Origin of the sequence: Desulfobulbus sp. (assembly GCF_030824455.1) — a bacterium.
Lineage (GTDB): Bacteria > Desulfobacterota > Desulfobulbia > Desulfobulbales > Desulfobulbaceae > Desulfobulbus.
This window is the reverse complement of record NZ_JAVBXR010000042.1, coordinates 1-26,605: the sequence shown is the minus strand read 5'-3', so window position 1 is coordinate 26,605 and position 26,605 is coordinate 1. Positions and strand designations below refer to the sequence as shown.

The following is a 26,605-nucleotide window of genomic DNA, read 5'->3' as shown; positions in this document are numbered from 1 at the left end:
CCGGCGGCCTGGCCAAAGCCGGGTACGACCCCGAGGCCGTCCCGGAACTGACGGCGGGTTTGCCGGTCGCGGCAAGGGCCGAAACAGAGGCTGCGCTTGCCTACATCGCCCAGTCCCTGGTTCCCAACATCCGCCTCTGCACCGAAGAAATCGACGCCGCGCTTGCCGCCCTGAACGGCCGCTTTGTCCGCCCCGGTCCGTCGGGCTCGCCCAGTCGCGGTCAGGCCGACATCCTGCCCACGGGCCGCAACTTCTATTCGGTGGACCCCAACAAGATTCCCAGCCCGGCGGCCTGGGAGGTCGGGGTTCGCCTCGGCGACGCCCTGATCGAGCGCTATCTAAAAGAGACCGGCAAATACCCGGACTCCATCGGCATCCTGGTTTACGGCACGGTCACTATGCGCACCCGGGGCGACGACATCGCCGAGATCTATTATCTGATGGGGCTGAAGCCGGTGTGGCAGCAGGGCAGCGGCAACGTCAGCGGCCTGGAGGTGATCCCCTTAAGCGAACTCGGCCGGCCCCGGCTGGATGTTGTCCCCCGGATCTCCGGGTTCTTCCGCGATTCCTTCCCCAACCTGGTGGAACGGATCGACGAGGCGGTGCGCATTGTCGCCGCCCTCAAGGAACCGCCGGAATCCAATTTTGTCCGCCGCAACGTCTACCGGGACGTGGAAGAGTACCGCAAGGAGGGTTTGAGCGAGGAAGAGGCCATGCGCGAGGCCACCTTCCGGGTTTTCGGCTGCCCGCCCGGAACCTACGGCGCCGGTGTGTCCGAGCTGGTCGAATCCAAGAACTGGCAGACCCAGGAGGATCTGGGCAACAACTACATCCGCTACTCCTCCCACGCCTACGGCCAGGGCAGCTACGGCAGCCAGAAGCCCGCCGCCTACCGCCGCCAGCTGGCCCGCATGGATCTCACCGTGAAGAACGAGGATTCGCGCGAATACGACATGATGAGCTGCACCGACTACTACAACTACTACGGCGGCATGATCGTGGCGGTGAAAACGGTGCGCGGCCGTCTGCCCTTTGCGGTGATGGGCGACAGCTCCGATCCCAAGCGGGTCAAGGTGCGCACCACCCAGGAAGAGGCCAAACACGTGCTCCGCTCCCGCCTGGTCAATCCCAAATGGATCGCTGGCATGCAGCGCCACGGCTACAAGGGCGCGGGCGACATTTCCCATGTGATGGACATCGTGCTGGGCTGGGACGCCACCGCCGAGGTGATCGACGACTGGATGTACGAGAAGATCGCCCGCGCCTACGCCCTTGATCCCCAAATGCAGGAGTGGATGAAGGAAGTCAACCCGTATGCCCTGCAGAACATCCTCGACAAACTGCTGGAGGCGATCAGCCGGGGCATGTGGCAGGCCGACGAGGCCATGGAAGAGCAGCTCAAGAACGCCTATCTGGAAATGGAAGGGGAAATCGAGGAATGGAGCGAATAGGCCGGGCGGCGTGGGTTGCCTGCTCGGTTGCGGTCTGCGGCGGCCTGCTGCTGGCGGCCGGCGTTGCCGCCGCCCAGGAGGAGAGCGGCGCCATTGTCGTTACCGGCGAGGAAATCCGGCTGATGAAGGCAAACAAGATGGCCGACGTTCTCAACCATGTGCCCGGCGTCACCGCCGGCGACAGTTCCGTGGGCATCCACGGTTCGTACAAGGTCAAGGTGCTGGTGGACGGGCGGCCGATCAACGACCCGACTTCCAGCGTCGGCGGGGTCAACTGGAGCATGGTCAGCCCGGACAAGATCGAACGGATCGTGATCCTGCGCGGCAAGGGCGGCGTGCGCTACGGCCAGGACGCCAGCGGCGGAGTCATCCTCATCACCACCCGGGCGATCAGCTCGGTGAGCGGCCAGGTCAAGAGCTACGGCGGCAACCAGGACACCGGTTTCGTCAGCGCCGGCGCCCAGGCCCGGGCCGGCCGCTGGGGCGCGGAGGTCAGCGGCGAAACGGAAACCACCCAGGGCTACGTGGTCAACAACGACAGCCTGCGCCACAAGGGCGGCGTCAAGGCGGCCTACTCCTTGGACGAGGATCGGGCGCTGAGTCTTGGCGCCGATTACGTCGAGGAGGAAAAGGGACTTACCGGCCAACCGGACCACCCCACGCCCTTTTCCCGCAAAGAGAGTGAAACCACGGCGCTTTCCGCCCAAGGCAAATATTTCCGCACCGCCAGTTCCACCTTTTTCAACGCCGGTCGTCAGCGCAACACCGACGTCAGCAAGGGGCTGGATCAGCAGTTGTGGGTCAATGAACTGGGCGAGGATCTGAGTTCCTCGCTTGACGCCGGCGGTTATGGCGAGCTTGCCTACGGCGCCGGGTATCGGCTGGGCCAGGCCAGCGGCTCCACCTTTGCCGACCAGAGCGAGGAGGTTTTTTCCCTTTTTGCCAGCCAGTCGCTGCAGAGTCAGACCAGTCCCTGGGCGTTAACCGGCGGTCTGCGCGCCAACGCCAACACTGCTTTTGAAGACGTGCTCAACCCGGAACTGAAGCTGGTGTATCAGCAGCAAGGATGGAACCTGACCGGGGCCTACAGCGGCAGCAACAACATCCCGTCGTTTTATCAGCGCTACAACCATTCCAGCTCAACCCTGCCCAATCCCGAGCTGGGCATGGAAACCGCCGACAACTACAGCCTGGCCCTGTTCGTCCAGCCGCGCCCTGCCCTTTCCGGCCGGGTTTCGGTTTTCTACAACCTGCTCAACGACCGGATCACCTATGTCACCTTTGACGACGGCGTCGGTCAGTACCAGAACTTCGGCAAGGTCAGCTACAAGGGCGGCGATCTCTCCCTGACCTGGAAGGCACGGCCCGACCTCGGTTTCAAGGCAAGCTACACCTATCTCAGGGCGACCGACGAGGAGACCGGTCTGCTTGTCCCGGCCAAGGCCGAACATCAGGCCAGCCTGGAGGGGTGCTGGCAGGTCACGGAGCAGCTGACGACCGTGCTTTCCGGCAAATACGCCTCCGAGGTCTACCGCAACAAGGCCAACACCAAAACCGTGCCCGATTATATCCTGGCCAACCTCAGGGCCGAGTACAGCCTGGGCCGTTACGCCCTGTTCACGGAGATCAAAAACCTTGCCGACACCACCTATTACTACGCCGACGGTCTGTTGGCGCCGCCCCTCACCTGGATGGCGGGTCTGAGCTGGAAATTTTAAAGGAGGGTCATGGAACAAACAGTCTATCCCCTGGCGGCAATGGTCGGCCAGAAAACCTTCAGGCAGGGTCTGCTGCTGGCGGCGGTCAATCCGGCCATTGGCGGCATTCTTGTCCGGGGCGAAAAGGGCACGGCCAAATCGACCATGGTCCGGGCTCTAGCCGCCCTGCTGCCGGACATTCCAGTGGTGCGGGGCTGCGCCTTTTCCTGCTCGCCGGAGCCGGGTGCGGACCGCTGTCCCGATTGCCGACTCCGCTTCCCCCAACTGGAAACGACCATCCGGCGGGCGCGGCTGATCAATCTGCCGCTGAACGCCACCGAAGACCGGGTGGCCGGCGGCATCGATTTTCCCCGCTCCCTGCAGCGGGGCAAGGTGGTGTTCTCGCCGGGGCTGCTGGCTTCGGCGCACCGGGGATTGCTGTATGTCGACGAGGTCAATCTGCTCGACGACCACATCGTTGACCTGATCCTCGACGCCGCCGCCAGCGGTGAAAACCGGGTTGAACGCGAGGGCATATCCTTTCGCCATCCGGCCCGGTTCATCCTGGTGGGCACCATGAACCCCGAGGAGGGCGAACTGCGGCCGCAACTGCTCGACCGGTTCGGTCTCTGCCTGGAGGTGGCCGGCGCCAAAGAATTGGAGGAACGGGTGGAGCTGATGGAGCGCCGGGACGCCTACGACCTCAATCAGGACGGATTTTGCGCGGAATATCAAACCGCAACCGACCAATTGGCCCACCGGATCGCCCAGGCCCGCGTCCTGCTGCCCAAGGTGCGGATCGGCGCCAACCTGCGCGGCTTCATCGGCGAACTCTGCCGGGAAAACAATGTTGCCGGTCACCGCGCCGATCTGGTGATGGAGCAGGCGGCCAAGGCCCTGGCCGCACTGGAGGGACGCCTTGAGGTGAGCGTCGAGCACGTCCGGGTGGTCGCGCCCCTGGTGCTGATCCACCGCCGCCGCGACGCCCAGCCGCCGCAACCTCCTCCGCCGCCAGAGCCGCCCGAACCCCAGCCGCCCGAAGACCAGCCGGAGCCGCCGAACCAGGACCAGGGGCAGCCGGAACAGAACCAGGAGGAAACCAAGCAGCAGCAGGAGCAGCAGGAGCAGCAGGAGCAGGCGCCGGAACAGCAGTCCCAGGCGGAAGACCAGGAACAGCCCGCCAAACAGGAGGCTCAGGAGGAACCATCGGAGAACCAGGAGCAGCAGGCCGCGAACAACCGGGACGAACAATTGTTTGAGATCGGCCCGGCCTTCAAGGTCAAGCCGTTGACCGCGGTCAAGGACCGCATTGTCCGCCGGGGTTCGGGCCGCCGCTCGCGCAGCCGCATCTCCCAGAAAAAGGGCCGCTACGTCAAAAGCTCCCTGCAGACCAACAACGACATTGCCCTGGACGCCACCCTGCGGGCCGCAGCCCCCTATCAACGGCAGCGGGCTTGCGACGACGGCTTGGCCGTCCACCTCACCCGTCAGGATCTGCGCGGCAAGATCCGGGAAAAACGAATCGGCAATTTCCTGCTCTTCGTGGTTGACGCCAGCGGCTCCATGGGCGCGCGCGGGCGGATGGCCGCTTCCAAGGGGGCGGTGATGTCGCTGTTGCTCGACGCCTATCAGAAGCGCGACCGGGTGGGCATGATCACCTTTCGCCGCAATGAGGCCTTTGTCAATCTGCCGCCCACCACCTCGGTGGACACGGCAGGCCGGCTGCTGGCCGAAATGCCGGTGGGCGGGCGCACACCGCTGTCGGCGGGACTGGCCAAAAGTCATGAACAGGTGCGCAATTACCTGATCAGAAACCCCACCGCCCAACCGATCGTCATCCTGATTACCGACGGCAAATGCAATGTGGCCCTGGGCGAGCGGAAACCCGTGGAAGAATCCCTGCATCTGGCAAGCGCCCTGTCGCGGGACGGGCGCATTCGCACCATTGTGGTCGACACCGAGGAGGCCGGACTGGTCACCTTTGGTCTGGCCCAACGGCTGGCCGGGGCCCTGGAGGCCCAATACTTTAAAATCGACGACCTCAAGGCGGAAGCCCTGGTCAACATCGTACGAGGACAACAGCAATGAACATTCGCCCGATCTATCCTTTCACCGCCATTGTCGGCCAGGACAAAATGAAGCTGGCCCTGATGCTCAACGTGATCAACCCCGGACTGTCCGGGGTGCTGATCCGGGGTGAGAAAGGCACCGCCAAATCAACGGCGGTCCGCGCCCTGGCCGACATCCTGCCCGAGATTCCGGTGTTTGTCGACGACCCCTATCAGCTGGATCCCAATGAGGAATACGATTCTTATCTCGACATCCGCAACTCCCTGCAGCTGCCGCCGCCCGAGGCCGGCAAGCAGCCGCAGGTCGGCATGCGCAAGGTCCGGGTAGTGGAGTTGCCGGTGGGCGCCACCGAGGACCGGGTGGTGGGCACGCTTGACCTGGAACACGCTCTGAAAAAAGGCGAGAAACGGGTGGAGCCGGGCATCCTGGCCCAGGCGCACCGCAACATCCTCTACGTCGACGAGGTCAACCTGCTCGACGACCATGTGGTCGACGTGCTGCTCGATTCCGCCGCCATGGGCGTCAACACCATTGAGCGCGAAGGCATTTCCTTCACCCATCCGGCCCGCTTCACCCTGGTGGGCACCATGAATCCGGAGGAAGGCGAACTGCGACCGCAACTGCTCGACCGTTTCGGCCTCTGCGTCAACATCGAGGGCATCCAGGCGGCCAGGGACCGGGTGGAGATCATGGAACGCCGGGCCGCCTTTGACCTGGACCCGGAAGGATTTGCCGCCCAGTGGACGGCGGAATCCACCGCCCTGGCCGACCGGTTGCTGATCGCCCGGGCCCTGTACCCCCAGGTGCAGGTCGAGCGGCCGCTGCTGTTCGAGATTGCCCAGTACTGCCTGGACGTGGGGGTGGACGGCCATCGCGGCGACATCATCATGCTCAAGACCGCCAAAACCCTGGCCGCCTTTGACGGCCGCACCGAGACCGAATCCGCCGACGTTCAGACCGCCGCCGAACTGGTTCTGCCCCACCGGGTGCGGCGGCAGCCGCTGATGGAAATCGCCGACAACATCCAGGGATTGCGCAAACGGGCGCTGGCGGCCCACTGAGCCGGCCTGTTCCTCTTTGTCGTCTGGAAAAAGGGCGAGAAAACAACCTGGCGTTGGGGCGGCAAAAAATAACCGCAGAACGCCAAGCACCACAGGAAACCTTATGATCCGCATTGAAAATTTACAAAAATCCTACGCCGCGACCAAGGCGCTTGACGGCATCGACCTTTCGGTGGCCGCCGGCGAGCTGTTTGCCTTTCTCGGCCCCAACGGCGCCGGCAAGACCACCACCATCCGCATCCTCACCGGCCTGACCCGGCTGGGTTCGGGTCGGGCGCTGCTGAACGGCCACGACATCGAAAGCGACGGCATTGCCGCCAAGCGCCAGTGCGGCCTGGTGCCCCAGCACATCAACCTCGACAGCGAGCTGACCGTGCTGGAAAACCTCGACATCCACGGCCGCCTGTTCGGCATGGAGCCCGCGCGGCGGCGACAGAAAATCGAGGAGCTGCTGGCCTACGTCGAACTGGCCGACCGCACCCGCAGCCTGGTCAAGCAATTGTCCGGCGGCCTGAAACGACGCCTGATGATCGCCCGCGCCCTGATGCACGAGCCCCGGATTCTTTTTCTCGACGAGCCCACCGTGGGGTTGGACGCCGCCATCCGCCGCCGCATCTGGGCCCTGGTCAAACGGGTGCAGCAGGACGGAACAACCATCTTCCTCACCACCCACTACATTGAGGAGGCCGAGTTCCTTGCCGGCCGGGTCGCCTTCATCGATCAGGGGCGGATTGTGGCCATTGACCAGCCGCACAACCTGATGGCCCGGCTTGGTCACTGGGCGATAGATCAGGTCAACGGCGAAGGCATGCAGACGCGCTACTTTCCCACCAGGGAGGAGGCGACGCGGTTTTCCGCCGGCCAGGACTGCGGTTTCACCCTGCGGCGAGTCAATCTTGAGGACGCCTTTCTCGCCCTCACAGGAAAAAAGGTGCTGTGATGCAAGGATTCATCGCCGTCTATCTTCGTGAGTTGCTGATTCTCAAATACCGTTTCAAGCGACAATTGGCCGGCATGGCCATCTCGCCGCTGCTGTACCTGATCACCTTTGGCTACGCCATGGGCGACGTCATCCGTTTCGGCGGCCATTCCTACCTGGAGTTTCTCATTCCCGGCCTGGTGGCCATGGGCAGCATGACCCAGGCCTTTGCGATTGCCACCGACATCAACGTAGCCCGCTTTTACTGGAACATTTTCGAGGAATTTCAGGCCGCGCCGATCAGCAACCTCAGTTATGTGGCCGGCGAGGTCCTGGCCGGCATGACCAGGGCGCTGCTGGCCATTGTGGTGATCCTCCTGCTCAGCCTGCCCTTTGGCGTGGTGCTGCATTACGGGCCGATGTTCTGGCTGGCCGTGCTGTTGAACTGTTTTGTGTTCGCCTCCCTGGCCGTGGCCCTGGCCATGCTGGTCAAGTCGCACGCGGACCAGAGTTTGCTGACCAACTTCATCATCACCCCCATGGCCTTTCTCGGCGGCACCTTTTTCCCGGTGGAAAAGCTGCCGGAATGGGCGCAGACCCTGCTCTCCTTTCTGCCGCTCACCCACGCCTCGCACGCCATCCGCGCCAGCAGCCTTGGCCAGCCGGTTCAACTGGTTGATTATCTGGTGCTGGTGGTTGCCGGCGCAGTGTTTTTCTGGCTGGCCCTGCATTCGGTCAACCGGGCCAGGGACTGAGGAGAGGTGGTTAGCCGGCAGCTGTTGAGTCTGTCGCATTCCAGGCAGACGAACCCTTGCGGATGAAACGGCCACCACGCGAAACACCTAACAGACTCTCAACCTACAGCCTATCCACCTAAAAAAATGCTCATCGAAACCTTGTACAACGGCGTTGAAATCCACCGGGAAGAAAAGATCATCTACGCCCGGTTCCTCAAACCCCACAGCGTGCTCTCCACCTGCCGGGTTGCCGGCGGTCTGCGCACCGACCTTGAATACGTCTACAATCACCAGAGCTGCGAACCGGCCGGTCACTGCCACCGGCTGCCGCCCATGGCCTACCGCGATCCGGCGGGCTACCGCCGCTCGATCTGCGAGCAGCATCATCTGCCTGCCGAGCGCTGCGCCACTCTGGGCACCGCCGCCAACATGCACAACGCCTGCATTGCGGTGCATTCGTTTCGCGAGCTCACTGTGGCGGCGGTCTGCACCGGCGGGGTCGAGGGCAATGCCGGCCGGGTCGGCGATCCGGCTTCGGTGGTCGAGATTGAGGACGGCTTTGAAAAACTGCCGCCGGCAACCCTGGTTCCGGGGCCGGGCACCATCAACACCCTGCTGTTCATCAGCCGACCGCTCATTCCCGGCGCGCTGACCCGCTGCATCATGACCGCCACCGAGGCCAAGACCGCCGCGCTGCAGGAATTGGCCGTGAACTCCCGCTATTCCGACGGTTTGGCCACAGGCACCGGCACCGATCAAATCGCGGTGGCGGCCATGGAGGACAACGGGCCGCCGCTGACCAGCGCCGGCAAGCACGCCAAATTGGGTGAGCTGATTGGTTTGGCGGTGCATGAGGCGATCACGGGAACGCTTGCCCGGCAGAACAATCTGACTCCGGCCGGCCAGTGCTCGGCCAAGATCCATCTGGAGCGGTTCGGGCTGACCAGGGCAAGCATGCAGGAGACGGTTTGCCGACATCTGGAACCCGATCAGGCGGAACTGCTGCGCGCCAATTTCAACGCCATTGAACGCGACCCGGTGACCGTGGCCGCAGTGGCCGCTCTGGCCCATTTGCAAGACAAAATGGCCTGGGGCGTACTGCCTGCAACCTGCTGGAGCGAGGTGATGGGCAGCTTTGCGGCCCAGATCGCCTGTGCGGTCAGCGGCAAGTACGACCGGCTGGAGAGCTATCGGCGCGCGCTTGCGCCCACCCGGCCAGACGCCGGCGCCAAGGCCTTGATCGAATTGGCCTGCCGATCCCTGGCCCTGGGATTTAACGATAAATGGCGGCAACTTGCCGCCCAGCAATCTGCGGCTTGCGCCTGCGTTGCTGAAACCCTTGCGGAGGAACAGACCATAACCCAATAACCACGACCAACAACAGGCAATCGGTCGCTCCGGAGCAAGGCTCCGGACGATAAAAGGGAATCCCGTGCGAATCGGGAACGGTCCCGCCGCTGTAATCCTCGCCTCGGCCCTGCAACCAAAGAGAGCCGGGGAACTGCATCGAAATGACGCCACTGCGACACCCGTCGTGGGAAGGCATCGATGGAGACGGAAAGTCAGAAGACCTGCCGATTGCCAGAGCTGTGCCGAACGCTGCCGAGGATGCAGCGACGCGCAACGGAGAACGACAGAGGTGGGCAAACGCCCGGTGATTGTTGTTTGACCAAGGGGGGCCGTCAAGGCCGCGTTGCTGCTTTTTCCTCGGAGACGATGAATAACCTACAAGGAGGAAGAAGATGCGACCAAAGAAGTGGATGAAGATGGATCACCTACTGTTCGCCCTGGCGCTGACGCCGCTGCTGGCGCACCCGGCTCTGGCCGAGGACGCGACCAAAAAGCAGGCCGCAACCGGGCAGGAAGAGCAGGTTGCCGAAAATGCGGCAAATGATGCGAAAAAAAAGGAAAAAAAAGTTGAACCCCAGATCAAACAGACCGCCGAGGACATGGTGGTGACCGCGACCCGCAGCGAAGAGAACATCCGCGAGATTCCAGCCAAGATCGAGGTGATTGACAGCCACGACATCGAGATGACGGCAGGAACAACCCTGACCGAACAGTTGAAGAAATCGAGTTCGGTGAGCGTGATCGAATATCCGGGGGCGCTGGCCGGCATCGGCATTCGCGGCTTTCGCCCTGAGTATTCCGGGATCACCAAACACAGCCTGATTCTCCTCGATGGTCGGCCCATCGGGGCCACCAACCTGGCCACCGTGCTCACCGACAACGTCGAGCGCATCGAGGTGCTCAAAGGGCCGGCCTCCTCGCTGTACGGCGCCGAGGCCATGGGCGGCGTGGTCAACGTCATCACCAAAAAGAACACCAAAGAGCTGACCGGCGAGGTGGAAGCCGGTTTCGGCAGCTATGCCACCAACTTTCAGAAAGCCTCCGGCGGCGGGGCCGTCACCGACCGGCTTGATTTTAACGTGGCTGCAGGCCGCTACGAGCAGGCCGACAATCTCAAGGTGGGCGACAACGGCGACGAGCGGGCCAACACCGGCTACGGAACCCGCAACGGATCAGTGCGTCTGGGCGGCAATTTTGCCGACGACTGGCGCGCCGACCTCTCCACCAACATCTACCAGGGGCGCGACATTGAAACGCCCGGCGACGTGGCCTATGGCACGGTTCGCAGCGGCAGCAAGGACATTGACAACCAGGGGATCGACCTGCGGGTCGGCGGCGGCCTGGGGGCCAACAACGAGGTTGGGGCAACGGTTTACCACACCGAGGAAGAGGCGGAGAACTCCTCCGACTATTCCGGCAGCAAGAGCGTGCCCACCTATCGCAACTACGATTCCGACACCACCTGGGACGGCGTGCAACTGCAGGACACCTACAGTTGGGGCGCACATAAATTTATCGCCGGCCTGGACTATCAATACATCGAAAAAATTTCCCGGAGCTACACCACCAGCGGCGCCCGCAAGGCCCCGTCCTCGCCGGACGAGGGGCGGACCAATATGGCCGGGTATCTGGAGTCGGTGTGGAAATTCTACAGCGACCACCTGACCCTGACCGGCGGCGGCCGCTACGACGAATTTGAGGTCGAAACCCTGGAAACGCCGTACATGACCGGTTTTGACCCCAACGCCGAGAACTTTTCCACCTTCAGCCCCCGGGTTGGAGCCAATTGGCTATGCGACTCCGGCGTCCGTCTTCACACCACCCTGGGCCAGGCCTTTGTTCCGCCCAGCGCCTTTGAGCTGGCCGGCTATTCCGAGACCGAGGTTGGCGGCGTGACCATGATCACCCAGGGCAACGCCAACCTCGACCCCGAAACCTCGACCACCTGGGACGCGGGAGCAGGCTACGAGCTGTCGCGCCTCGGCCTGGCCATGGATCTGACCTATTTCCAGACCACGGTCGACGACCGCATCTCCACCGTGCAGACCGGCAATCTCAAAACCTACGTCAACGGTCTGGGGGCCGACATTCAAGGGATCGAGACCAGCATCAGCTTTGATTTCGGAGTGCCGCTCCATTGGGACCGCAGCGTCAAGGCGTACTTCAATTCCACCACCATCCTGACGGCCGAGGAAGAGCTGTCCGCAGGCGTCATGCGGGACATCTACAACGTCGCCGACTACACCTACAACTACGGCCTTGAATACGACGACGGCGTGTGGGACGGCAAGCTGCACTTCCGCACTGTAGGCCCGATGCGCGACACCGACTGGGTGACCGCCGGCTATCCGGAGATTGAATACCCTTCGTTCACGGTCACGGATCTGGTGGTGGGCTACAACTTTCTCCAGCACCACAGAGTGGCGTTCACCGTCGACAACCTGTTCGACGAGGACTACTACGAAAAGAAGGGCTATCCCAAACCGGGGCAATCGTTCTTTGTCAGCTACAGCTATAAATTTTGAGACGCAAAATGGTTGTCCCGTTTCGCGCCCAACACCATGGAGAGACCACAGTGAACACTCGTAAGCGCATTTATGTCCATCAACTGGTTCTGCCCCTGACCCTGGCCCTGACGCCGCTGCTCGCTTTGCAGGCCGCAGCCGAAGAACAGCAGGCCGCCCAACAAGCCGCCGAAAAACAGCACATCACCCAAACCGCCGAGGATATCGTGGTGACTGCCTCTCGATCCGAGACGTCTATTGAGGAAACGACCAAAAGCATCGATGTGGTTGACGCTGCAGACCGGGAAGACCTCCAGCAGTATTTTTTGCCGGAGTTGCTGGATAACGAACCAGGCGTTGTCCTGCGAAGCCTGGGCGGCTTGGGGCAATGGTCGAACCTCAGCATCCGTGGAGCGGGTTCGCAATACACCCAATTTCAGTACAACGGCATACCGCTGCGCGATGCGGCGGACACCCAAAGCACCTTGCAATACTTTATCGAGGATATGTACAGCGGCAGCAATCTGGATCGGGTGGAAATCCTCAAAGGCACCAACAGCACCCTGTACGGTTCGCAGGCCATGGGCGGGGTGGTCAACATCATCCCCAAAAAATGGCAATCCGGACCGTCGGCGGAATGGCGAAACGAAGTGGGACCCAACAGCACCTACATCGGCAACGCCCGGGTCTCCTACGGCAAAGAAAACTACTACGTTGACTTCAACCCCATGTACATCACCACCGATGGGGAGAGCTACGGCGGCCCCAACAGCTACAACTACGACAACACCGGCGCAACCTTTGGCGGCGGCGTCAAACCGACCGACAATTCCTCGCTGGAATTCAGCGGCATCTTTTCGGACTCCGATCTCACCCTGGGCAGCACCCCCTCATTGGACGCCAACGGCAACCTGGTGAAAAATCAGGCCTATGCGGATCAGCACCGCGAAGGCCAATTGTATCAACTGGGATTGAACTGGAACCAAACCGTCTCGTCGCTGTGGGATTACACCCTCAAGGGATCGCAAGGCGCCACCGAGCGCCACTATTTCTGGTCCAACACCAACGGCGATCAATCCAACTATGACGGCGAAACAAGTTACCTGGAAATGCAGCACAACCTGCACGTCTCCGACTGGTTGACCCTTAATTTGGGCGCTGATTATGAAAAATCGGTCTACGACGGGCAGGAGCCGCAAGACAAATACAGCGGCGATTACACCCCGGTCAGCTTTGACGAATCGTGGGGCAACAAGGACGCCTTTACCCAGGCGCAGTTCGCCTTGATGGATCGGAGCCTGTTCATCAACCTGGGCGGTCGTTACAACGATCACGACGAATTTGACGGTGAAGCGGTGTGGGAAACGTCGGCTGCGTATCTCGTTAAAGCGACCGGAACCATGGTTCACGCCCATCTGGGAACCGGTTATCGCACTCCCGGCCTGTATGAAATCTATGGCGGGTATCTTTCCGGAGGCACGCTGGTCACCGTTGGCAACCCGGATTTGCAACCCGAAGAAAGCATTGGATATGAATTGGGCGTCGATCAGTCCTTTGTCGACGGCAAGGTCAAGGTGGGCGCGACCTATTTTGCCACCCAGTTTGACGACATGATCATCTTTGACAGCCTGGATTATCGCTACGAGAACGCCACCGAAGGAGAGAACTCGGGCGTGGAAACCTACATTCGGGTGCAACCGTGGAAGGTGGTGAAATTCGATCTGGCCTACACCTACATCGACTCCCGGTACAAGGCCGATGCAGACGCAACCGATTGGACGCGTAAAGAGTACTTGCCCAGGAACATGGTGGATTTCATCGTCACCTTCTATCCCATGGACAAGCTGACCGTGGCCGTTGACGTCAAATGGCAGGACGAAAAAATTGTGCCCCTCTATGACGCCAGCTGGAGCAAGGTTCGTTGGCAGGAAGACGACGTGACCACCGTCAACCTGTCGACGACCTACAAGGCGCTGCAGAATATGGATCTGTTCGCCCGAATCGACAATCTGTTTGACGCCGACTACACCGAATCCGGCTACTGCATGCCCGGACTTTCTGTCTATGGCGGCGTCAAGCTCCATTTTTAAAAGCTGGCGCCGTATTGCCGTGAATGCCGTGAATGCGCCCTGTTGCCGTGCAGCAGGGCGTTCGGTTTCATTTCAAAACACAACGGGCGTCTGCCGGTGCAACCGCAAGGGGATGCGCCCTCTCGGGTCGGCAGCGGAAGGAATCACACCATGGGTTTGTTGATCGTTTTCACCGGAGAGGGCAAAGGCAAGACCACCGCAGCCCTGGGCATGGCCCTGCGCGCCGCCGGGCATGGTTTGCGGGTCTGCTTTGTGCAGTTCATCAAGGGCAGTTGGCGCTACGGCGAAATCGAGGCGCTCAAGCGGTTTGAGGGGTTGATCGATCTTCACGTCATGGGCAAGGGATTCACCTGGAAATCGGAGAATATGGAAGAAGACGCCCGGTTGGCCCGTGAGGGCTGGGACTTTGCCTGCGCGGCGATTGCTTCGGGCGTCTACCATACGGTGGTGCTCGATGAGTTCACCTACCTGCTGCATTACCGGATGCTGGAGCTTGCAACCTGCCTGGAATTCCTTGCCGGGCGCAATCCAGCCCAGCATGTGGTGATCACCGGCCGCTATGCCCCGGAGCCGTTGCTGGCCGCCGCCGATCTGGTCACCGAAATGCGCATGATCAAGCATCCCCTGAAAAGCGGGATCAAGGCGCAGAAGGGGATTGAGTTTTGACCGTCGCACCCCTGCAGAGCGCTGACCTGACCGGACCGGCCAACATCAATTATCTGATTCTGGCGCTCACCCGTCGTTGCAATCTCCACTGCAGCTACTGCTATCACGGCGCGTCCGATGGGCAACAGGACATGTCGATTTCCACCCTGGATCAGGCCTTTGCCCTGGCGGCAAGCGGCAGCGGGCCGCTCCACATCCAGTTAACCGGAGGCGAGCCCACCCTGGTCCCGGAGCTGATAGAAGCGGCCGCGCAAAGGGCGGCGGCGCTTAAGCGCGCCTGCACCATGGGCGTCCAGACCAATGGAACCTGCCTGGATGAACGGGTGATTGCCCTGTTCAAACGGCGTCAGTTGCAGGTGGGAGTGAGTCTCGACGGACCTCCGGCAATCCAGGAGCAGCTGCGCGGCAAGGCGGCGGAAACCCTGCGCGGCCTGCAACTGCTTGAATCGTATGGCGTTCCTTTCCGGGTGACCACGGTGGTGAGCAACCGGAATGTAGGGAGCCTCGACCGCTTGGCCTGGATGCTGGCCGGGTTCCGGCGTGCGCTGGGGTTGGGGCTGGATCTGCTGGTGGTCAAGGGAAAGGCCCAGGACGCGACGGCGCCTTGTCCGGCTGAACCAACGGAGTTGATCCGGGGCATAGAGTCGCTGGCCAAGGCGCTGGATGCGATCAATCACCGCAGAGAAATTCCCCTGCAACTGCGGGAACTGGAACTGGTCAGGCGGATGCTGGCCGCACCGAAAAGAGTCGAGAACCGCACCCGCAGCTTCTGCTACGCCCGGCAAGGGGCGAGCCTGGCGGTCCATCCCGACGGACGGCTGTTTCCCTGCGGCCAGAGTTTGGCCGACCCGCAGTTCGCCGCCGGCAGCGTTGAGCAACCCGCCCCGATGCCGCTGTTTCCCCAGCAGACCCTGGCCGAGCTGGCGGCGGATTGCCGATCCTGCCCCCTTGAAAACCGTTGCCCCGGCGACTGCCCCAGTCGGCTGCACTACAACCAAGATTGCAATCCGTTGCTGGCCTGCGATCTGTATCGCAGTCTGGCTGGATTTTGTCTGCACAACAACAACTAACGCGCAGCAGGAGAACACCATGCCGTCCTTAAAGTTGGCGCTGATCCACAGTGCCGTGGACCATAAGCAGCCGGAAGCAAACCGGGACAACCTGTTGCGCCTGTTTCGTGAGGCTGGCGAAAAAGGGGCGCAGCTGGCGGTTGGACCGGAGCTTTCCATCTCCGGCTACTCCTTCAACAGCCACCGGGACATGGCGCCCTATGCGGAAACAGCTGACGGCCCAACCCTGTCCGCGCTGGCCGATCTTTGCCGGACCTATGGTTTTTACGCCGGCATCGGCCTGGCGGAACAGGACGCCCAAACAGGGATTCTGTACAACAGCGCCTTTGTTCTCGGCCCGAACGGCGCCGTGGTCTGTCGATACCGGAAAATCAACGCCGAATGTCGCTGGGCCTGTCCCGGCGATCCCAGAGAAGACAACACCTTTGACACCCCCTGGGGGCGCATCGGGGTGTTGATCTGCTCCGATTCCTATCACAGCCTGATGCCGAGGGTCACCGCCCTGCGCGGCGCCAACCTGCTGGTGGTGTTGGCGAATTGGCCGCCGACCGGCCTGGACCCGTTGGAGATATGGCGGGCCAGGGCGCTGGAAAACGGCATCCATGTTGCGGCCTGCAATCGAACCGGCCAGGATGTGTTGATGGATTGCCGCCAGGCGCCTTCGGCGGTCTTCAGCGCGCACGGAACCACCTTGCTGAACAAACATGCGGGGACCTCAAAACTGATGCGGGCAAACCTGCCGCTCAATGACGCCGGCCAGTTGAAATCAGGGCAACGGCTCAAGCGGATGGCGACCAGGCGTTTTGAGGACATCCACGCCTGTTATCGCAACCTGGCTGAATCGACTGATTTGACCTCCTTGTTGCAGCTCCCCCCGCCGGGCGATCTCCAGATATGCTGTCATTGCGCCGACACCTTAACCGGCGCCGCCGGCGAGGTGTTGCAAGCCACCGCTGGAGAACAAAAGGTTTCTCTTGATGTGCTTCATATCCTTGCCGCAAAGCAGTACAGCGACTCAGACATGGTCAAAATACAGCACTATTGCACAGCAACCGGGCAGAAGGCGACTCTTTGCCGCCTTTCGGACTCCGGTTCCGCTTCCGTTTTATACTGGTTCGACGGCGAGACCCCGCCGCAATCCACACCCTGGAATACCCTGCACGGAATGAACGCCGGTTCGTTCCCCTGTTTCGACTGCGGTCCATCACGGGTGCACATCGTGCCCTTCAAGGGCTTGTATCATCCTGAAACGGCATTGGCTTCCGCCAAGCAAGGGTGCGACCTGGCGGTTGTTTTCAGCCATTCCTTCACCGATGTGGTGCGACTTTTGGGCGGCGCCCGCACGATTGACAATGTGGCGGTCGCCGTCTGTTCCCCCGAAGGCGCAGGAGTCTGGATGACGCCTGCGGGGCATCAGCGGTGGGAGGAAGTCGTTGCTGGGCCTGGGGAGAGCGCCCGCTTTCTCCTCGACACCAACAGGACCCGGAAAAAGAGGTTTCAGGACAGAATCGACTTTGCAACCCTGCTGCAGGGAGCGGCGGCATGAAACTGCGGCTGTTTGCCCTTGCGGCCGGCGCGATGCTCGTGGGCCTGACCGCCGCCGGGCTCCATGCAAGCGCCCTCAAGGTCGGCATCATCGGCGATCAGACCGGCTCCGCCGACCTTGAGCAATCCTACCGCATCCTGGCCAAAGGCATTGAAGCCCTCAAGGCGCACCAGGTGGACCTCGTGCTCCATGTCGGCGATCTGGTGGAAAGCAGCCGGGAAGAGGCTGCGATCCGCCGGGATTTCCACACCGCAGCCGCCCTGCTCTCGACCCTGCACACCCCCTGGCGGATCACCCCCGGCGATCACGACGTCAACCCGCAGGTTAGGAGCGCCAACTCCAGCGACCGGAGCCGGGAAAAGCTGTTCAAGGAACTCCTGGCGGCCTGTACGCTGCCGGCCGAGGACCGGCTGTATTACAGCTTTGATCAGGGCGGATACCATTTTGTTGCCCTTGATGCCCTGGAGCATCTGCACACCGATCCGCGTTGGGGCAACATCTATCTCGCCCGGATTTCCGAGGAGCAGCAGCAATGGCTCCGCACCGATCTCGAGCGGCACAAAGGGGCGGCCGGGACGATTGTCTTTCTCCATCAACCGCTCTGGTACAACTGGGCCGGGTGGGCGCCGGTGCATCAATTGCTCAAGGAGCACGGGGTGACCGCAGTTTTTGCCGGACATTTTCACTACGACCAGGACGACGGCGAGATTGACGGCGTCCATTACCGGGTGATCGGAGCAACCGGGGCGTCGATCAAAAACGGGAGCCGCAACGCCGGCGGCATGCATCAGGTTGCTGTTCTGACCCTGGAAAACCATACCGCCGAATGCACCCTCCTTGACGCCGAGTCCGGCGAGGCGGTGCGATTCACCACGCGAGCCGACGCCGACCGCGTCCAGGCCCTGGACTACGCCCTGGGAGCACTCTCCGGATTTGCCGATTCCAACCGTTTTCTCCTGAAAAATGGCGTTGTTGTCAATGACTGCGCCTCGTCGCAACTGGCGGAGATGCGCATCTTTGCCGTCGGCAACCCCATCGATCTCCCGGTGCAACTTGCAATCGACCACGACCCTGCGGTGTTCACGCTCATCGCTCCCCGGTTTGCCGAGGGACTGTGCGGCGAGGAAGACAACGGGCTGCGTTGCGAGCAATGCAACATCGCGCCAGGGGCCGGGATCGCCGTTTCCAATCCCTCAACCGTCAGCACCTGCTTTGCCCGCTGCCCCACGCCCGTGGCGCCGGGAACGACACCACCGGCAGCGGTTCTCCTCAAAGCTATCTGGTCCTCGCCCATTGTCGCAGCCAAAGGCCAAGAGTTCAAAGAACATGACCGGTTACAGATGCAGGTGCGCCTGTCTTTCCAGGGACAGGAGGGGGAGATGATGGTCCGGAAAGACCTGCAATCGGAGCCGCTTCGCCAATGTCCTGAGGGGCAGCCATGAATTGCAAAGCGGCGCCAGCGGGCGGGGATCAATCAGGCCCACCGAAAAATTGGAGTCATCATCAAGGATGCGTATGAAAATACTGTTTATTCATGGCCACATGTTCAATGTCCACACCTGGTCCAAGGTGTGCGACCTGTTGCGCGCGGAGGGCGTCGAACTTCATTTCTTCTCCCAGGTGCATTCCGCGCAGGCAGCGCTTGATTTCCTCCACAACCAAACGGTGGATCTCTTCATCGGCCAGCTCTTTCACGATCTGCCCCGACATGACGAGCTCCTGGCCGGCGCGCAACAGGCGGCCTGCCGTATTGGCCTGGGCGTGGACATTCCTCCCGAGTTTTCGAGCTTCGGCTCTGGGCAATCTGCCCGTTTCGCCCACTACCTCAGCCACATTTCAGAGCACAACTATCTCAACGGCATCCGCTTCCTCATGGCCTGCACCGGCAAAGAGGTCGCCTACGCAGAGCCCGAACCAGTGCAAACCCACGGCGTTTATCATCCGGAGGCCGCTTCCTTTTTCGAGAGCACGTCTGCCTATCTCCGATGGCGGCAGGAACGCAACGCCCCGTTTCGCAATCACCCCCTGGTGGGCCTGCTGTGTTATTATGGCCAGATTGCAGAGGGCAACTGCGCTGAAATCGATGCGGTAATTCGTTGCCTGGAAGCAAACAACCTCATTCCCCTGTGCGTGGCCTGCGAAGGGATGGCCGACAGTTCCCTGCCGCTCGCGCAGCGTTACACCTGGCTCGCCTTTTTCCAGGAGGCCGATCCCCCGCCGGCGGCGCTGCTCAACCTCCTGGCCGGGCGACTCCTTTCCCGGCCCGAAGACCTCTCAATCCTGGAAACCCTCAATGTGCCGGTGGTGCAGCTGATCCGGCTGCACCACCAAAGCCCGGAGGAGTGGCGGGCCGACTCCGGCGGCCTTGGCGCCGGCGCACAGAGCATGGTTTATGCGCTCAGCCAGCCGGAAATGGCCGGGGTGATCGAGCCCACGGCGGTGGCGGCCTCACGGTCTGAAACCGATGCGCGCACCGGGCTGCAATGCCGCAGGTATGTTCCCCTGGACGAGCGCATCCAACATCTCTGCCGCCGTTTGCACCGCTTGATTCGGTTGCGCGCCCTGCCCCACCGCGAGAAACGGCTGACCATTGTCCTCCACAACAACCCCTGCAAAGGAGTGGAAGCCACCCTGGGCCTTGCCGCCGGCCTGAACACCTTTGCAAGCCTTGCCGATTTGATCCGCAGCCTGCGCGAGGCGGGCTACGAGGTCGGCGACGCCCCCGAGGACGGGGCCGCGCTGCTCAATCTCCTGCTGGAGCGCAAGGCCTTTTCCGAGTTCCGCTGGACCACCACCGATGAGATCGTCGCCAAGGGCGGCGTGCTCCACTCCACCACAAAGGGCGAATACGAGAACATCCTGACCCGCTTGCCGGTCCAGGCCAGGGAACGAATCGAGGCCGATTGGGGGCCTTTTCCCGGCGAGGGGATGGTCTCTCAGAAGAACGGCGAGGCCGTTTTGTTGGTGACCGGGCTGCGTTTCGGCAATCTTCAGATCATGGTCCAGCCCAAGCGGGGCTGCTACGGCGCCAAATGCAACGGCGAGGTCTGCCGCATTCTCCACGATCCGCATCTCTCGCCGCCGCCCCACTGGCTGGCCACCTACCAATATATCCGGGACACCTCGGACGCGGTTCTCCATTTTGGCGCCCACGGCTCCCTGGAGTTTCTGCCCGGCAAGCAGGTTGCCCTTTCGGACGAGTGTTTTCCCGAGATCAGCCTCGACGACCTGCCCAACATCTATCTCTACGTCATGGATGTACCGAGCGAAGGGCTGGTGGCCAAACGCCGCGGACGGGCCGTTCTGGTCGACCATCTCACTCCGGTGCAGCGGCCGGCGGAGTTGGATGAAGACATCACCAATCTTGAGCAGTTGCTGGAGCAGCACCAGAAGGCCGGGGCCAACGGCGAAGGCGCTCGCCTGAACCTCCTCCGGGAGCAGATGCTGCCGCTGATGCGCCGGCTCCATTTCATCGACCGGGAGGACCTGCCGAGCGACCGGTTTGACGAGGCCGCACCCCTGCTCTCCCGCCAGATCGCCCGCTGCAGACGAACCTTGACCCCTTTGGGACTGCACCGGCTGGGAACCGCCCCGGCTCCGGAGGGCGTTGCCGTCATGCTGGCGACCATCCTGATCAAACCCGCAGAAGACCTGCCCTCGCTGGAGGAAATCGCCGAATGGAGCGCTGCACCTTCAGGCAACGTCTTTAACGACGCCAGGGATCTGATCCAATCGCTGCTTGATCCGCAACCGACCCCGACGCCGAAAAGGGCCGAACCCGCCCGATTCGCGGCCTTGCTGCAGTGGTGCCGGGAGGTGGCCGGCCGGATTGTTCTCTGCAGCCGCGAAATACCCCAGTTGCTCAAGGCCCTGGACGGCGGCTTCATCGAACCGGGTCTTTCCGGATCGCTGGCGCTTGGCAAAACCCAGACCCTGCCGACCGGCAGGAACTTCTACACCAGCGACGTCCTCGCTATGCCCACCAGGGCCGCCTGGGAGGTGGGCAGAACATTGGCCGACAACCTCCTGAGCAAGTATCTGCGGGAAGAAGGCCGGTTTCCCGAGAGCGTCGGCGTCAGCCTCTGGAGCATCGACGCCTTCAAATCCGACGGCGAGATGTTCTGCCAGATTCTGCACCTGATGGGCGTGCGGCCCCGATGGGCGGCCAACGGCCGGGTCGCGGCGATCGAGGCCGTCGACCTGGACAGCCTGACCCTTGAGGTCGAACACGGCCCGGCCCTGCTGCGTCCTCGGGTGGATGTGGTCGTCCAGACCAGCTCCATCCTCCGCGACATGGTCCCCCATTTCGCCGATCTGCTTGACGAAGCGGCGGTCATGGCCGGCGACCTCGACGAACCGCTTGAGCGCAACTCCATCCGCAAACACACCCTTGAACGGCTGGCGGAACTGCGCCAGGAATTGGCGGAGAGTCTGTCCGAGTCCGATCTCAAACGGCTGGCCAGTTTCCGCGTCTTTTCCTCGGCCCCCGGAACCTGCGGCACAGGCATTGGCCTGGCCCTGGATGCCTCGGCCTGGGAGAGCGACGACGATCTGGCTGAGATTCACATCAACTGGGGCGGTTACGCCTATGGTTCGGATCGCGTTGCCGGGAGTTCGCGGGCAGCGGGCATGGAGGCGCACCGACTGTACGCCCGCAGCCTGAAAACCCTGGACGTCGCCTATATGCGCCAGTATTCGCCGGAACACGATCTGGTGGACTGCGGCTGCTACAGCAGTTGCCTGGGCGGGATGTCCGTGGCAGCCAGGGCGGTGAGCGGCAAACGGGCCAAACTGTACTGGGCGGACGTCAACGCCGAGGGTGACCTGTCGGTGCGTGATCTCAAGGACGATCTCAACGCTTCGGTCCGCGCCAAACTGTTGAACGCCCACTGGATCGAGCAGCAGAAGGAGAACGGCTACAAGGGCGCCGGCTGTGTGTCCGGCTGCGTGAACACGCTGTTTCACTGGAGCGCCGCCACCGGCGAGGTGGACAAATGGGTGTTCGATGCGGTGGCAACGACCTTTATCCGCAACCAGGAAAATCTGGAATGGCTGCGGCGCGACAATCCCTATGGCCTGGAGGAAATGACCCGCCGGCTGCTCGAGGCCCACAGCCGTGGCCTGTGGCAGGCCGACCCCGAGTTGTTGCAGGAGGTGCAGGCGGCGGCCCTACTTGTCGAAGGCGACATGGAAGAAATCATCGGCGAGGTGGGCGAAGAATTTCAGGGCTCCAGGGTGGAAGTGCTGACCGCCAGGGATGTGGCCAAATGGCGGCCTGCATGGCGGCTCAAGGACGGGCCGTAAAGCGCAACAGCACCTGTTCCATATTTTGATGTTTGGCAGTGTTGATGTATCCCCTAATGGATGAAGCAAAGCAGCAAGGAGAGCAAAGAATTTCGTGATGCAAACAACTCAATTTGAAATAAATGGTCGGCAACGCCAGGCTCTGGCTTTTTCTGCTCGCAGCGGCGCGCAGCGGTTTCCTCTGTTATGTGGGGGCGTGTTGTTTTTTGTCCTGATGTCTTGCAGCGGCGCCCTGGGCGAGCAGCAGCAAGGGGCTCCGGTCGCATCCACGGTCCTGGACGCCATCGTGGTCACCACCGACCGAATCAGCGAGTACGCGGAGGACAACCCTCACATGGTCGTGATTTTGGGACAGAAGGAAATTCAGCAACGGAACATGCTCAGCGCGGAAGAGGCGCTGGGAACCATGGCCGGGGTTGAAGTGAAGCGGAGTTCGGGGGTCGGTTCACGCATCTCCGTCCGCGGGTCCGGCAAATCCGGAGGCGTGCTGGTACTGCTCAACGGCAGGCCGCTGAACAGCAGTCAATACGGGGGCGTGGACCTGGCCTCCATTCCCATTGACACTATCGATTCGATCACCGTCTTCAAACCGCCCGTGCCCGTATGGTTAGGGCCAGGGGGCAGCGACGGCGCCATTTGCATCGTTACCCGGGACACCGCTCCCAAAGGAAAAGACGATAAAAAACAAGCAGCAACCCGGATGCGGACAACGGTCGGCTCCTATGGCTCCTTTGAGGAAAACGTGAGTCACAGCGCCAAACTGGATTCGGGTTCGGCCATGGCCTCTGCCACCGGAAAGCATCGGGACGGCAAACGCGCCAACAGCGACAGCGACAGCGGCAATCTGCTGCTCCATTGGGAGGACGAACTGGCCGGCAAGCAGAAACTGGCAGTCGACGGCCGCTATTACGGCTCGGAATCAGGCTCGCCCGGACCGCTGGACAACGCCACGCCGGATGCCCGTCAGACCTACGAAAAGGCGTCTCTCGACAGTCGGCTGACCGGCGTTGTCGGCGCCTCCGGGGACTATGCCGTCAACCTTTACGGCGACAGCATTCATCTCGAAGACCAAAGCCAGTCCGGATTTGTCTCAACCCTGGACGACAACAAGGTCGGCCTGAAAGGTGTTTATAATTGGAGTGATGCGGCCGATCAATGGGCGGTCAGGACCAGCACCATTCTGGAAAACGACGCCTTGGAGCATACCTTGTCCGGCAATCACGACAGAATCACCGCCGGGCTTGGCGTCCAGGCGGACCGGAAATGGCAGGCAGTGACCGTCACCTCCGGGATTCGGGGCGATCAGGTCACCGACTTCGGCTTGAATCCGGATCTTTCCGGCGGGATGAGCTATGCCTTGGCCGAACGCTGGTCGCTCAAAGCCAATATCGGCCAGAGCGTCAACATTCCCACCTTTGGCCAACTGTATCAGCCCAGCCACGGCAGCATTGACCAGTCTCGGGGCAATCCGGATCTCGACAAAGAGAAGATCCTCTCCACCGACGCCGGCATGGAATACCGCTGGGACAAGTCGCGTTTCTTTCAGCTGACTCTTTTCAGGGCAGACACCCAAGACCCTATACTCTACCAGCGCGGCGCCGACCTGATTTATCGTCCGGTCAACGGTGATCGTGCATGGCGCCACGGCCTGGAGGCAAACTGGAAGTACGGATTCGAATCAGGGATGACCATGGATGCCGATGTAATTGTTCAGGATTCCGAAGTCGAGGAAACCGGCAACGAATTGACCTATACGCCGCGGCTGAAAGTTAAACTCTCCCTGCTCTATACGCTGAAGGCGCCAGGCACGCGGCTGGAAACATCCGCCCAGTACAACGACAAGCAGTACAGCGAGATGGAAAACCTGGAGGAACAGCGGCTTGACGACTATGTCACCGTTGACTTCAAAGCGATCCAGCCGTTCAAGATCAAATCCACGGACGTGGAATGGTTCCTGACCGTGGAAAACCTGTTCGACACCGGCTACCAAATTCATTTCGGCTACCCGGACGACGGCGTCCGCTTTGTCTCCGGTTTCAATTTCCGCTTCTGAATAACCGGCGTTTCGCGGCGCCCGCCGTTTCTCTCGCCCTTACTCTGTTTTCAAATCAAGCGAAGCATGATGCGCAGGGCAAAACCTCGTCGACGAAGGTGTGTCATCTCGACTGCAAGGGAGAGACCTCAGGATGTTGCGAGATTTCTCCTCGCGGTGCTCGTCGAAATTGACAAACAGACGCGATTCCCTTTTGAAATAGAAATAGAATTACCTGGGGTTGGCGGCAAGGGACAGGTCCATTGGCGGCCATGCTGTTTTCCCTGGCCTTTTTCGGGGGCGCATCCTCTCTCTGCATTGTATTTTCCGGCGGATTCATTGTGTTCCCGGATTACCCCCCAAAAAAGAGCAATCTCCGCCGGGGATCTTCTCCACAATGATCGTTTTGTTGCGATTTATCAGGCGCAAATGGTGTTAAACGGCTACAATTTTTGTCCGTGGGGCAGGAACAATCCCGGTCGAGAGTCTCTGTAAAATCGAACCGGGGAATTGGACATCCATGGGGGACGATACCCCCGCCACTATTTCTGTTCCGAGTCTCCCTGCCTCCTGTTTCCCTGGATTGGAAAGACACGCACTTCGACACCCGGATGGAGATGACCATGGAAAGTCTGCAGATGAGCAGGGCATTTACCCTGATAGAACCGGGACCGGTTATCCTGGTGAGTACGAATATCGGCGGGAAAGACAACGTGATGACCATCTCATGGACCATTGTGCTGGACTTTGCAGCACAATTTGCCATTACCACCGGGCCGTGGAATTATTCATACGCCGCACTGCAAGCATCGAGGGAGTGTGTCATTGCAATTCCAACGGTGGACCTGATCGATACCGTGGTCGGAGTGGGAACATGTTCCGGAGCCGATACGGATAAGTTTACAAGGTTCAAGCTCACGCGCTTGAAGGCCAAACATGTTCAGGCGCCACTGATCAAGGAGTGCCTCGCAAATATCGAATGCAGGGTTGTCGATATCGTGTCTCAATACAACATCGTGGTGCTTCAAGGGGTTGCCGCTTATTTTGACAGCACTCGAAAGGAGAAAAGAACCTTCCATGCTGTTGGCGACGGCGCCTTCATTGTGGATGGACGCAAAATCGACCGAACGGAGATGATGCGGGACAAGCTTCCAGATGGGATCCAGCCGTTGGTTAACTGAAAAGCCGGTAAAAGGGCGATGGAACGTTATGAGCGCAGTTTTAGCAAGCCAAGTGAAACCCGCCGAAGGGGCGACAGTCGTTATTACCCACAGGCTGAGAGCAAACAGACTGGCCGAGTACGAAAACTGGCTGGATGAAATTGCCCCTCTTTGCAAAGCCTCGCCCGGCCATTTGGATTGGCATATCGTTCGGCCGATTCCTGGATTAAGCGAAACCTACACCATCGTCATCAGGTTCGATACCATTGAACATTTGCGGGGATGGATGGAATCTCCGACACGGGCTCGATTGATAGAAAAAGTGCAGCACCTGTTTGCGACGGGTGACGACTTCTTTGTCAGCAGCGGACTGGATTTCTGGTTCACACCGGCCGAAGCGAAGGCCAAGGTGCCAATACGCTGGAAACAGTATCTGGTCACCTGGTCGGCCATATTCCCTCTCGCTTTAGTCGTTCCTCTGTTCGTTACCCCCATTTTGCACGCTCTTGGCTTGCCGAATAATCGCATACTTGGCACACTCGCAGTGACCGGGGTTATCGTTTTCCTGATGGTTTACGTGGTGATGCCGCGCTATACTCGACTCCTTCAGCGATGGTTGTTTGGTTGATGCTTATTGGAAGAGGTTGCTCCATTTGTTGGAACTCTGTTGCCCGGCTGCCTTCGCTTACTGGGCAAGAGTAGTTTGCCTTTTGACTTTGTTTTAACAGCTAAACGAGCACGGGTGAAATGTTTAAGATGTTGATTTATTGTTGATTGTTGCATTTAATTTGTCCGGGTGCAATCTTCGATTCTTCGCTTAATATCACTGTTATTCCCTTTCTAATTCAAAAGTGAATTCATGATCCACGGCCATGCGACGATGGAATGGACTCTTGGCGTATCACATTCCATTGTCCGTAACGAGGCCTCGAGGTGGTCTTCAAGAGC

The 26,605-nt window shown here is 60.9% G+C and carries 17 protein-coding genes and 1 riboswitch; all 17 genes read left to right on the top strand.

Annotation, left to right across the window (positions count from 1 at the left end; translation table 11 throughout):
- The coding region (locus RCH93_RS07200; protein ID WP_306547655.1) for a cobaltochelatase subunit CobN at nucleotides 1-1,451 on the top strand (1,451 nt) is incomplete at its 5' end.
- Nucleotides 1,439-3,169, top strand: coding sequence for a TonB-dependent siderophore receptor (locus tag RCH93_RS07195; RefSeq protein WP_306547654.1), 1,731 nt, complete (start codon nucleotides 1,439-1,441; stop codon nucleotides 3,167-3,169). The genes RCH93_RS07200 and RCH93_RS07195, both read left to right, overlap by 13 nt.
- A gap of 9 nt (nucleotides 3,170-3,178) precedes the next feature.
- Nucleotides 3,179-5,236: a putative cobaltochelatase gene (locus RCH93_RS07190; protein ID WP_306547653.1), complete on the top strand. Its 2,058-nt coding sequence runs from the start codon at nucleotides 3,179-3,181 to the stop codon at nucleotides 5,234-5,236.
- On the top strand, nucleotides 5,233-6,279 hold the full coding sequence (locus tag RCH93_RS07185) for an ATP-binding protein (RefSeq protein ID WP_306547652.1): 1,047 nt from the start codon (nucleotides 5,233-5,235) through the stop codon (nucleotides 6,277-6,279). The genes RCH93_RS07190 and RCH93_RS07185 overlap by 4 nt, the downstream gene beginning before the upstream one ends.
- 103 nt (nucleotides 6,280-6,382) lie before the next feature.
- Nucleotides 6,383-7,219 carry an ABC transporter ATP-binding protein gene (locus RCH93_RS07180; protein WP_306547650.1) on the top strand — a complete coding sequence of 279 codons (837 nt, stop codon included), beginning with the start codon at nucleotides 6,383-6,385 and terminating at the stop codon, nucleotides 7,217-7,219.
- On the top strand, nucleotides 7,219-7,953 hold the full coding sequence (locus RCH93_RS07175) for an ABC transporter permease (RefSeq protein ID WP_306547649.1): 735 nt from the start codon (nucleotides 7,219-7,221) through the stop codon (nucleotides 7,951-7,953). Before RCH93_RS07180 ends, RCH93_RS07175 begins: the two co-directional genes overlap by 1 nt.
- 126 nt (nucleotides 7,954-8,079) lie before the next feature.
- Nucleotides 8,080-9,303 carry an adenosylcobinamide amidohydrolase gene (locus RCH93_RS07170; protein WP_306547648.1) on the top strand — a complete coding sequence of 408 codons (1,224 nt, stop codon included), beginning with the start codon at nucleotides 8,080-8,082 and terminating at the stop codon, nucleotides 9,301-9,303.
- A 4-nt stretch (nucleotides 9,304-9,307) separates the two neighbouring features.
- Nucleotides 9,308-9,529: riboswitch (cobalamin riboswitch) on the top strand.
- A gap of 148 nt (nucleotides 9,530-9,677) precedes the next feature.
- Nucleotides 9,678-11,810, top strand: a complete 2,133-nt coding sequence (locus tag RCH93_RS07165) for a TonB-dependent receptor (protein WP_306547647.1) — start codon at nucleotides 9,678-9,680, stop codon at nucleotides 11,808-11,810.
- A gap of 50 nt (nucleotides 11,811-11,860) precedes the next feature.
- The gene (locus RCH93_RS07160) at nucleotides 11,861-13,879 is read left to right on the top strand and encodes a TonB-dependent siderophore receptor (protein ID WP_306547645.1); all 2,019 of its coding nucleotides are present in this window, start codon (nucleotides 11,861-11,863) and stop codon (nucleotides 13,877-13,879) included.
- Nucleotides 13,880-14,029: 150 nt separating this feature from the next.
- Entirely contained in the window at nucleotides 14,030-14,545 is a 516-nt protein-coding gene (gene cobO, locus RCH93_RS07155) for a cob(I)yrinic acid a,c-diamide adenosyltransferase (RefSeq protein ID WP_306547644.1), read from the top strand.
- On the top strand, nucleotides 14,542-15,615 hold the full coding sequence (locus tag RCH93_RS07150) for a radical SAM/SPASM domain-containing protein (protein WP_306547643.1): 1,074 nt from the start codon (nucleotides 14,542-14,544) through the stop codon (nucleotides 15,613-15,615). Before cobO ends, RCH93_RS07150 begins: the two co-directional genes overlap by 4 nt.
- A 19-nt stretch (nucleotides 15,616-15,634) precedes the next feature.
- On the top strand, nucleotides 15,635-17,161 hold the full coding sequence (locus RCH93_RS07145) for a carbon-nitrogen hydrolase family protein (RefSeq protein WP_306547641.1): 1,527 nt from the start codon (nucleotides 15,635-15,637) through the stop codon (nucleotides 17,159-17,161).
- Nucleotides 17,158-18,603, top strand: coding sequence for a metallophosphoesterase (locus tag RCH93_RS07140; RefSeq protein ID WP_306547640.1), 1,446 nt, complete (start codon nucleotides 17,158-17,160; stop codon nucleotides 18,601-18,603). Before RCH93_RS07145 ends, RCH93_RS07140 begins: the two co-directional genes overlap by 4 nt.
- A gap of 73 nt (nucleotides 18,604-18,676) precedes the next feature.
- Complete coding sequence (locus RCH93_RS07135) at nucleotides 18,677-22,465, top strand: cobaltochelatase subunit CobN (RefSeq protein ID WP_306547639.1); 3,789 nt, start codon at nucleotides 18,677-18,679, stop codon at nucleotides 22,463-22,465.
- Between the two features lie 196 nt (nucleotides 22,466-22,661).
- Nucleotides 22,662-24,518, top strand: a complete 1,857-nt coding sequence (locus RCH93_RS07130; RefSeq protein ID WP_306547638.1) for a TonB-dependent siderophore receptor — start codon at nucleotides 22,662-22,664, stop codon at nucleotides 24,516-24,518.
- 602 nt (nucleotides 24,519-25,120) lie between these two features.
- Nucleotides 25,121-25,678, top strand: a complete 558-nt coding sequence (locus RCH93_RS07125) for a flavin reductase family protein (RefSeq protein WP_306547637.1) — start codon at nucleotides 25,121-25,123, stop codon at nucleotides 25,676-25,678.
- A 28-nt stretch (nucleotides 25,679-25,706) separates the two neighbouring features.
- Nucleotides 25,707-26,285 carry a hypothetical protein gene (locus RCH93_RS07120; RefSeq protein WP_306547636.1) on the top strand — a complete coding sequence of 193 codons (579 nt, stop codon included), beginning with the start codon at nucleotides 25,707-25,709 and terminating at the stop codon, nucleotides 26,283-26,285.
- Nucleotides 26,286-26,605 lie beyond the last annotated feature (320 nt).

Bases quoted from the DNA above. Each gene is read 5' to 3' on its own strand.
- RCH93_RS07195 (WP_306547654.1), top strand. From the start codon at position 1,439: ATGGAGCGAATAGGCCGGGCGGCGTGGGTTGCCTGCTCGGTTGCGGTC.
- RCH93_RS07190 (WP_306547653.1), top strand. From the start codon at position 3,179: ATGGAACAAACAGTCTATCCCCTGGCGGCAATGGTCGGCCAGAAAACC.
- RCH93_RS07185 (WP_306547652.1), top strand. From the start codon at position 5,233: ATGAACATTCGCCCGATCTATCCTTTCACCGCCATTGTCGGCCAGGAC.
- RCH93_RS07180 (WP_306547650.1), top strand. From the start codon at position 6,383: ATGATCCGCATTGAAAATTTACAAAAATCCTACGCCGCGACCAAGGCG.
- RCH93_RS07175 (WP_306547649.1), top strand. From the start codon at position 7,219: ATGCAAGGATTCATCGCCGTCTATCTTCGTGAGTTGCTGATTCTCAAA.
- RCH93_RS07170 (WP_306547648.1), top strand. From the start codon at position 8,080: ATGCTCATCGAAACCTTGTACAACGGCGTTGAAATCCACCGGGAAGAA.
- RCH93_RS07165 (WP_306547647.1), top strand. From the start codon at position 9,678: ATGCGACCAAAGAAGTGGATGAAGATGGATCACCTACTGTTCGCCCTG.
- cobO (WP_306547644.1), top strand. From the start codon at position 14,030: ATGGGTTTGTTGATCGTTTTCACCGGAGAGGGCAAAGGCAAGACCACC.
- RCH93_RS07145 (WP_306547641.1), top strand. From the start codon at position 15,635: ATGCCGTCCTTAAAGTTGGCGCTGATCCACAGTGCCGTGGACCATAAG.
- RCH93_RS07140 (WP_306547640.1), top strand. From the start codon at position 17,158: ATGAAACTGCGGCTGTTTGCCCTTGCGGCCGGCGCGATGCTCGTGGGC.
- RCH93_RS07135 (WP_306547639.1), top strand. From the start codon at position 18,677: ATGAAAATACTGTTTATTCATGGCCACATGTTCAATGTCCACACCTGG.
- RCH93_RS07125 (WP_306547637.1), top strand. From the start codon at position 25,121: ATGGAAAGTCTGCAGATGAGCAGGGCATTTACCCTGATAGAACCGGGA.
- RCH93_RS07120 (WP_306547636.1), top strand. From the start codon at position 25,707: ATGAGCGCAGTTTTAGCAAGCCAAGTGAAACCCGCCGAAGGGGCGACA.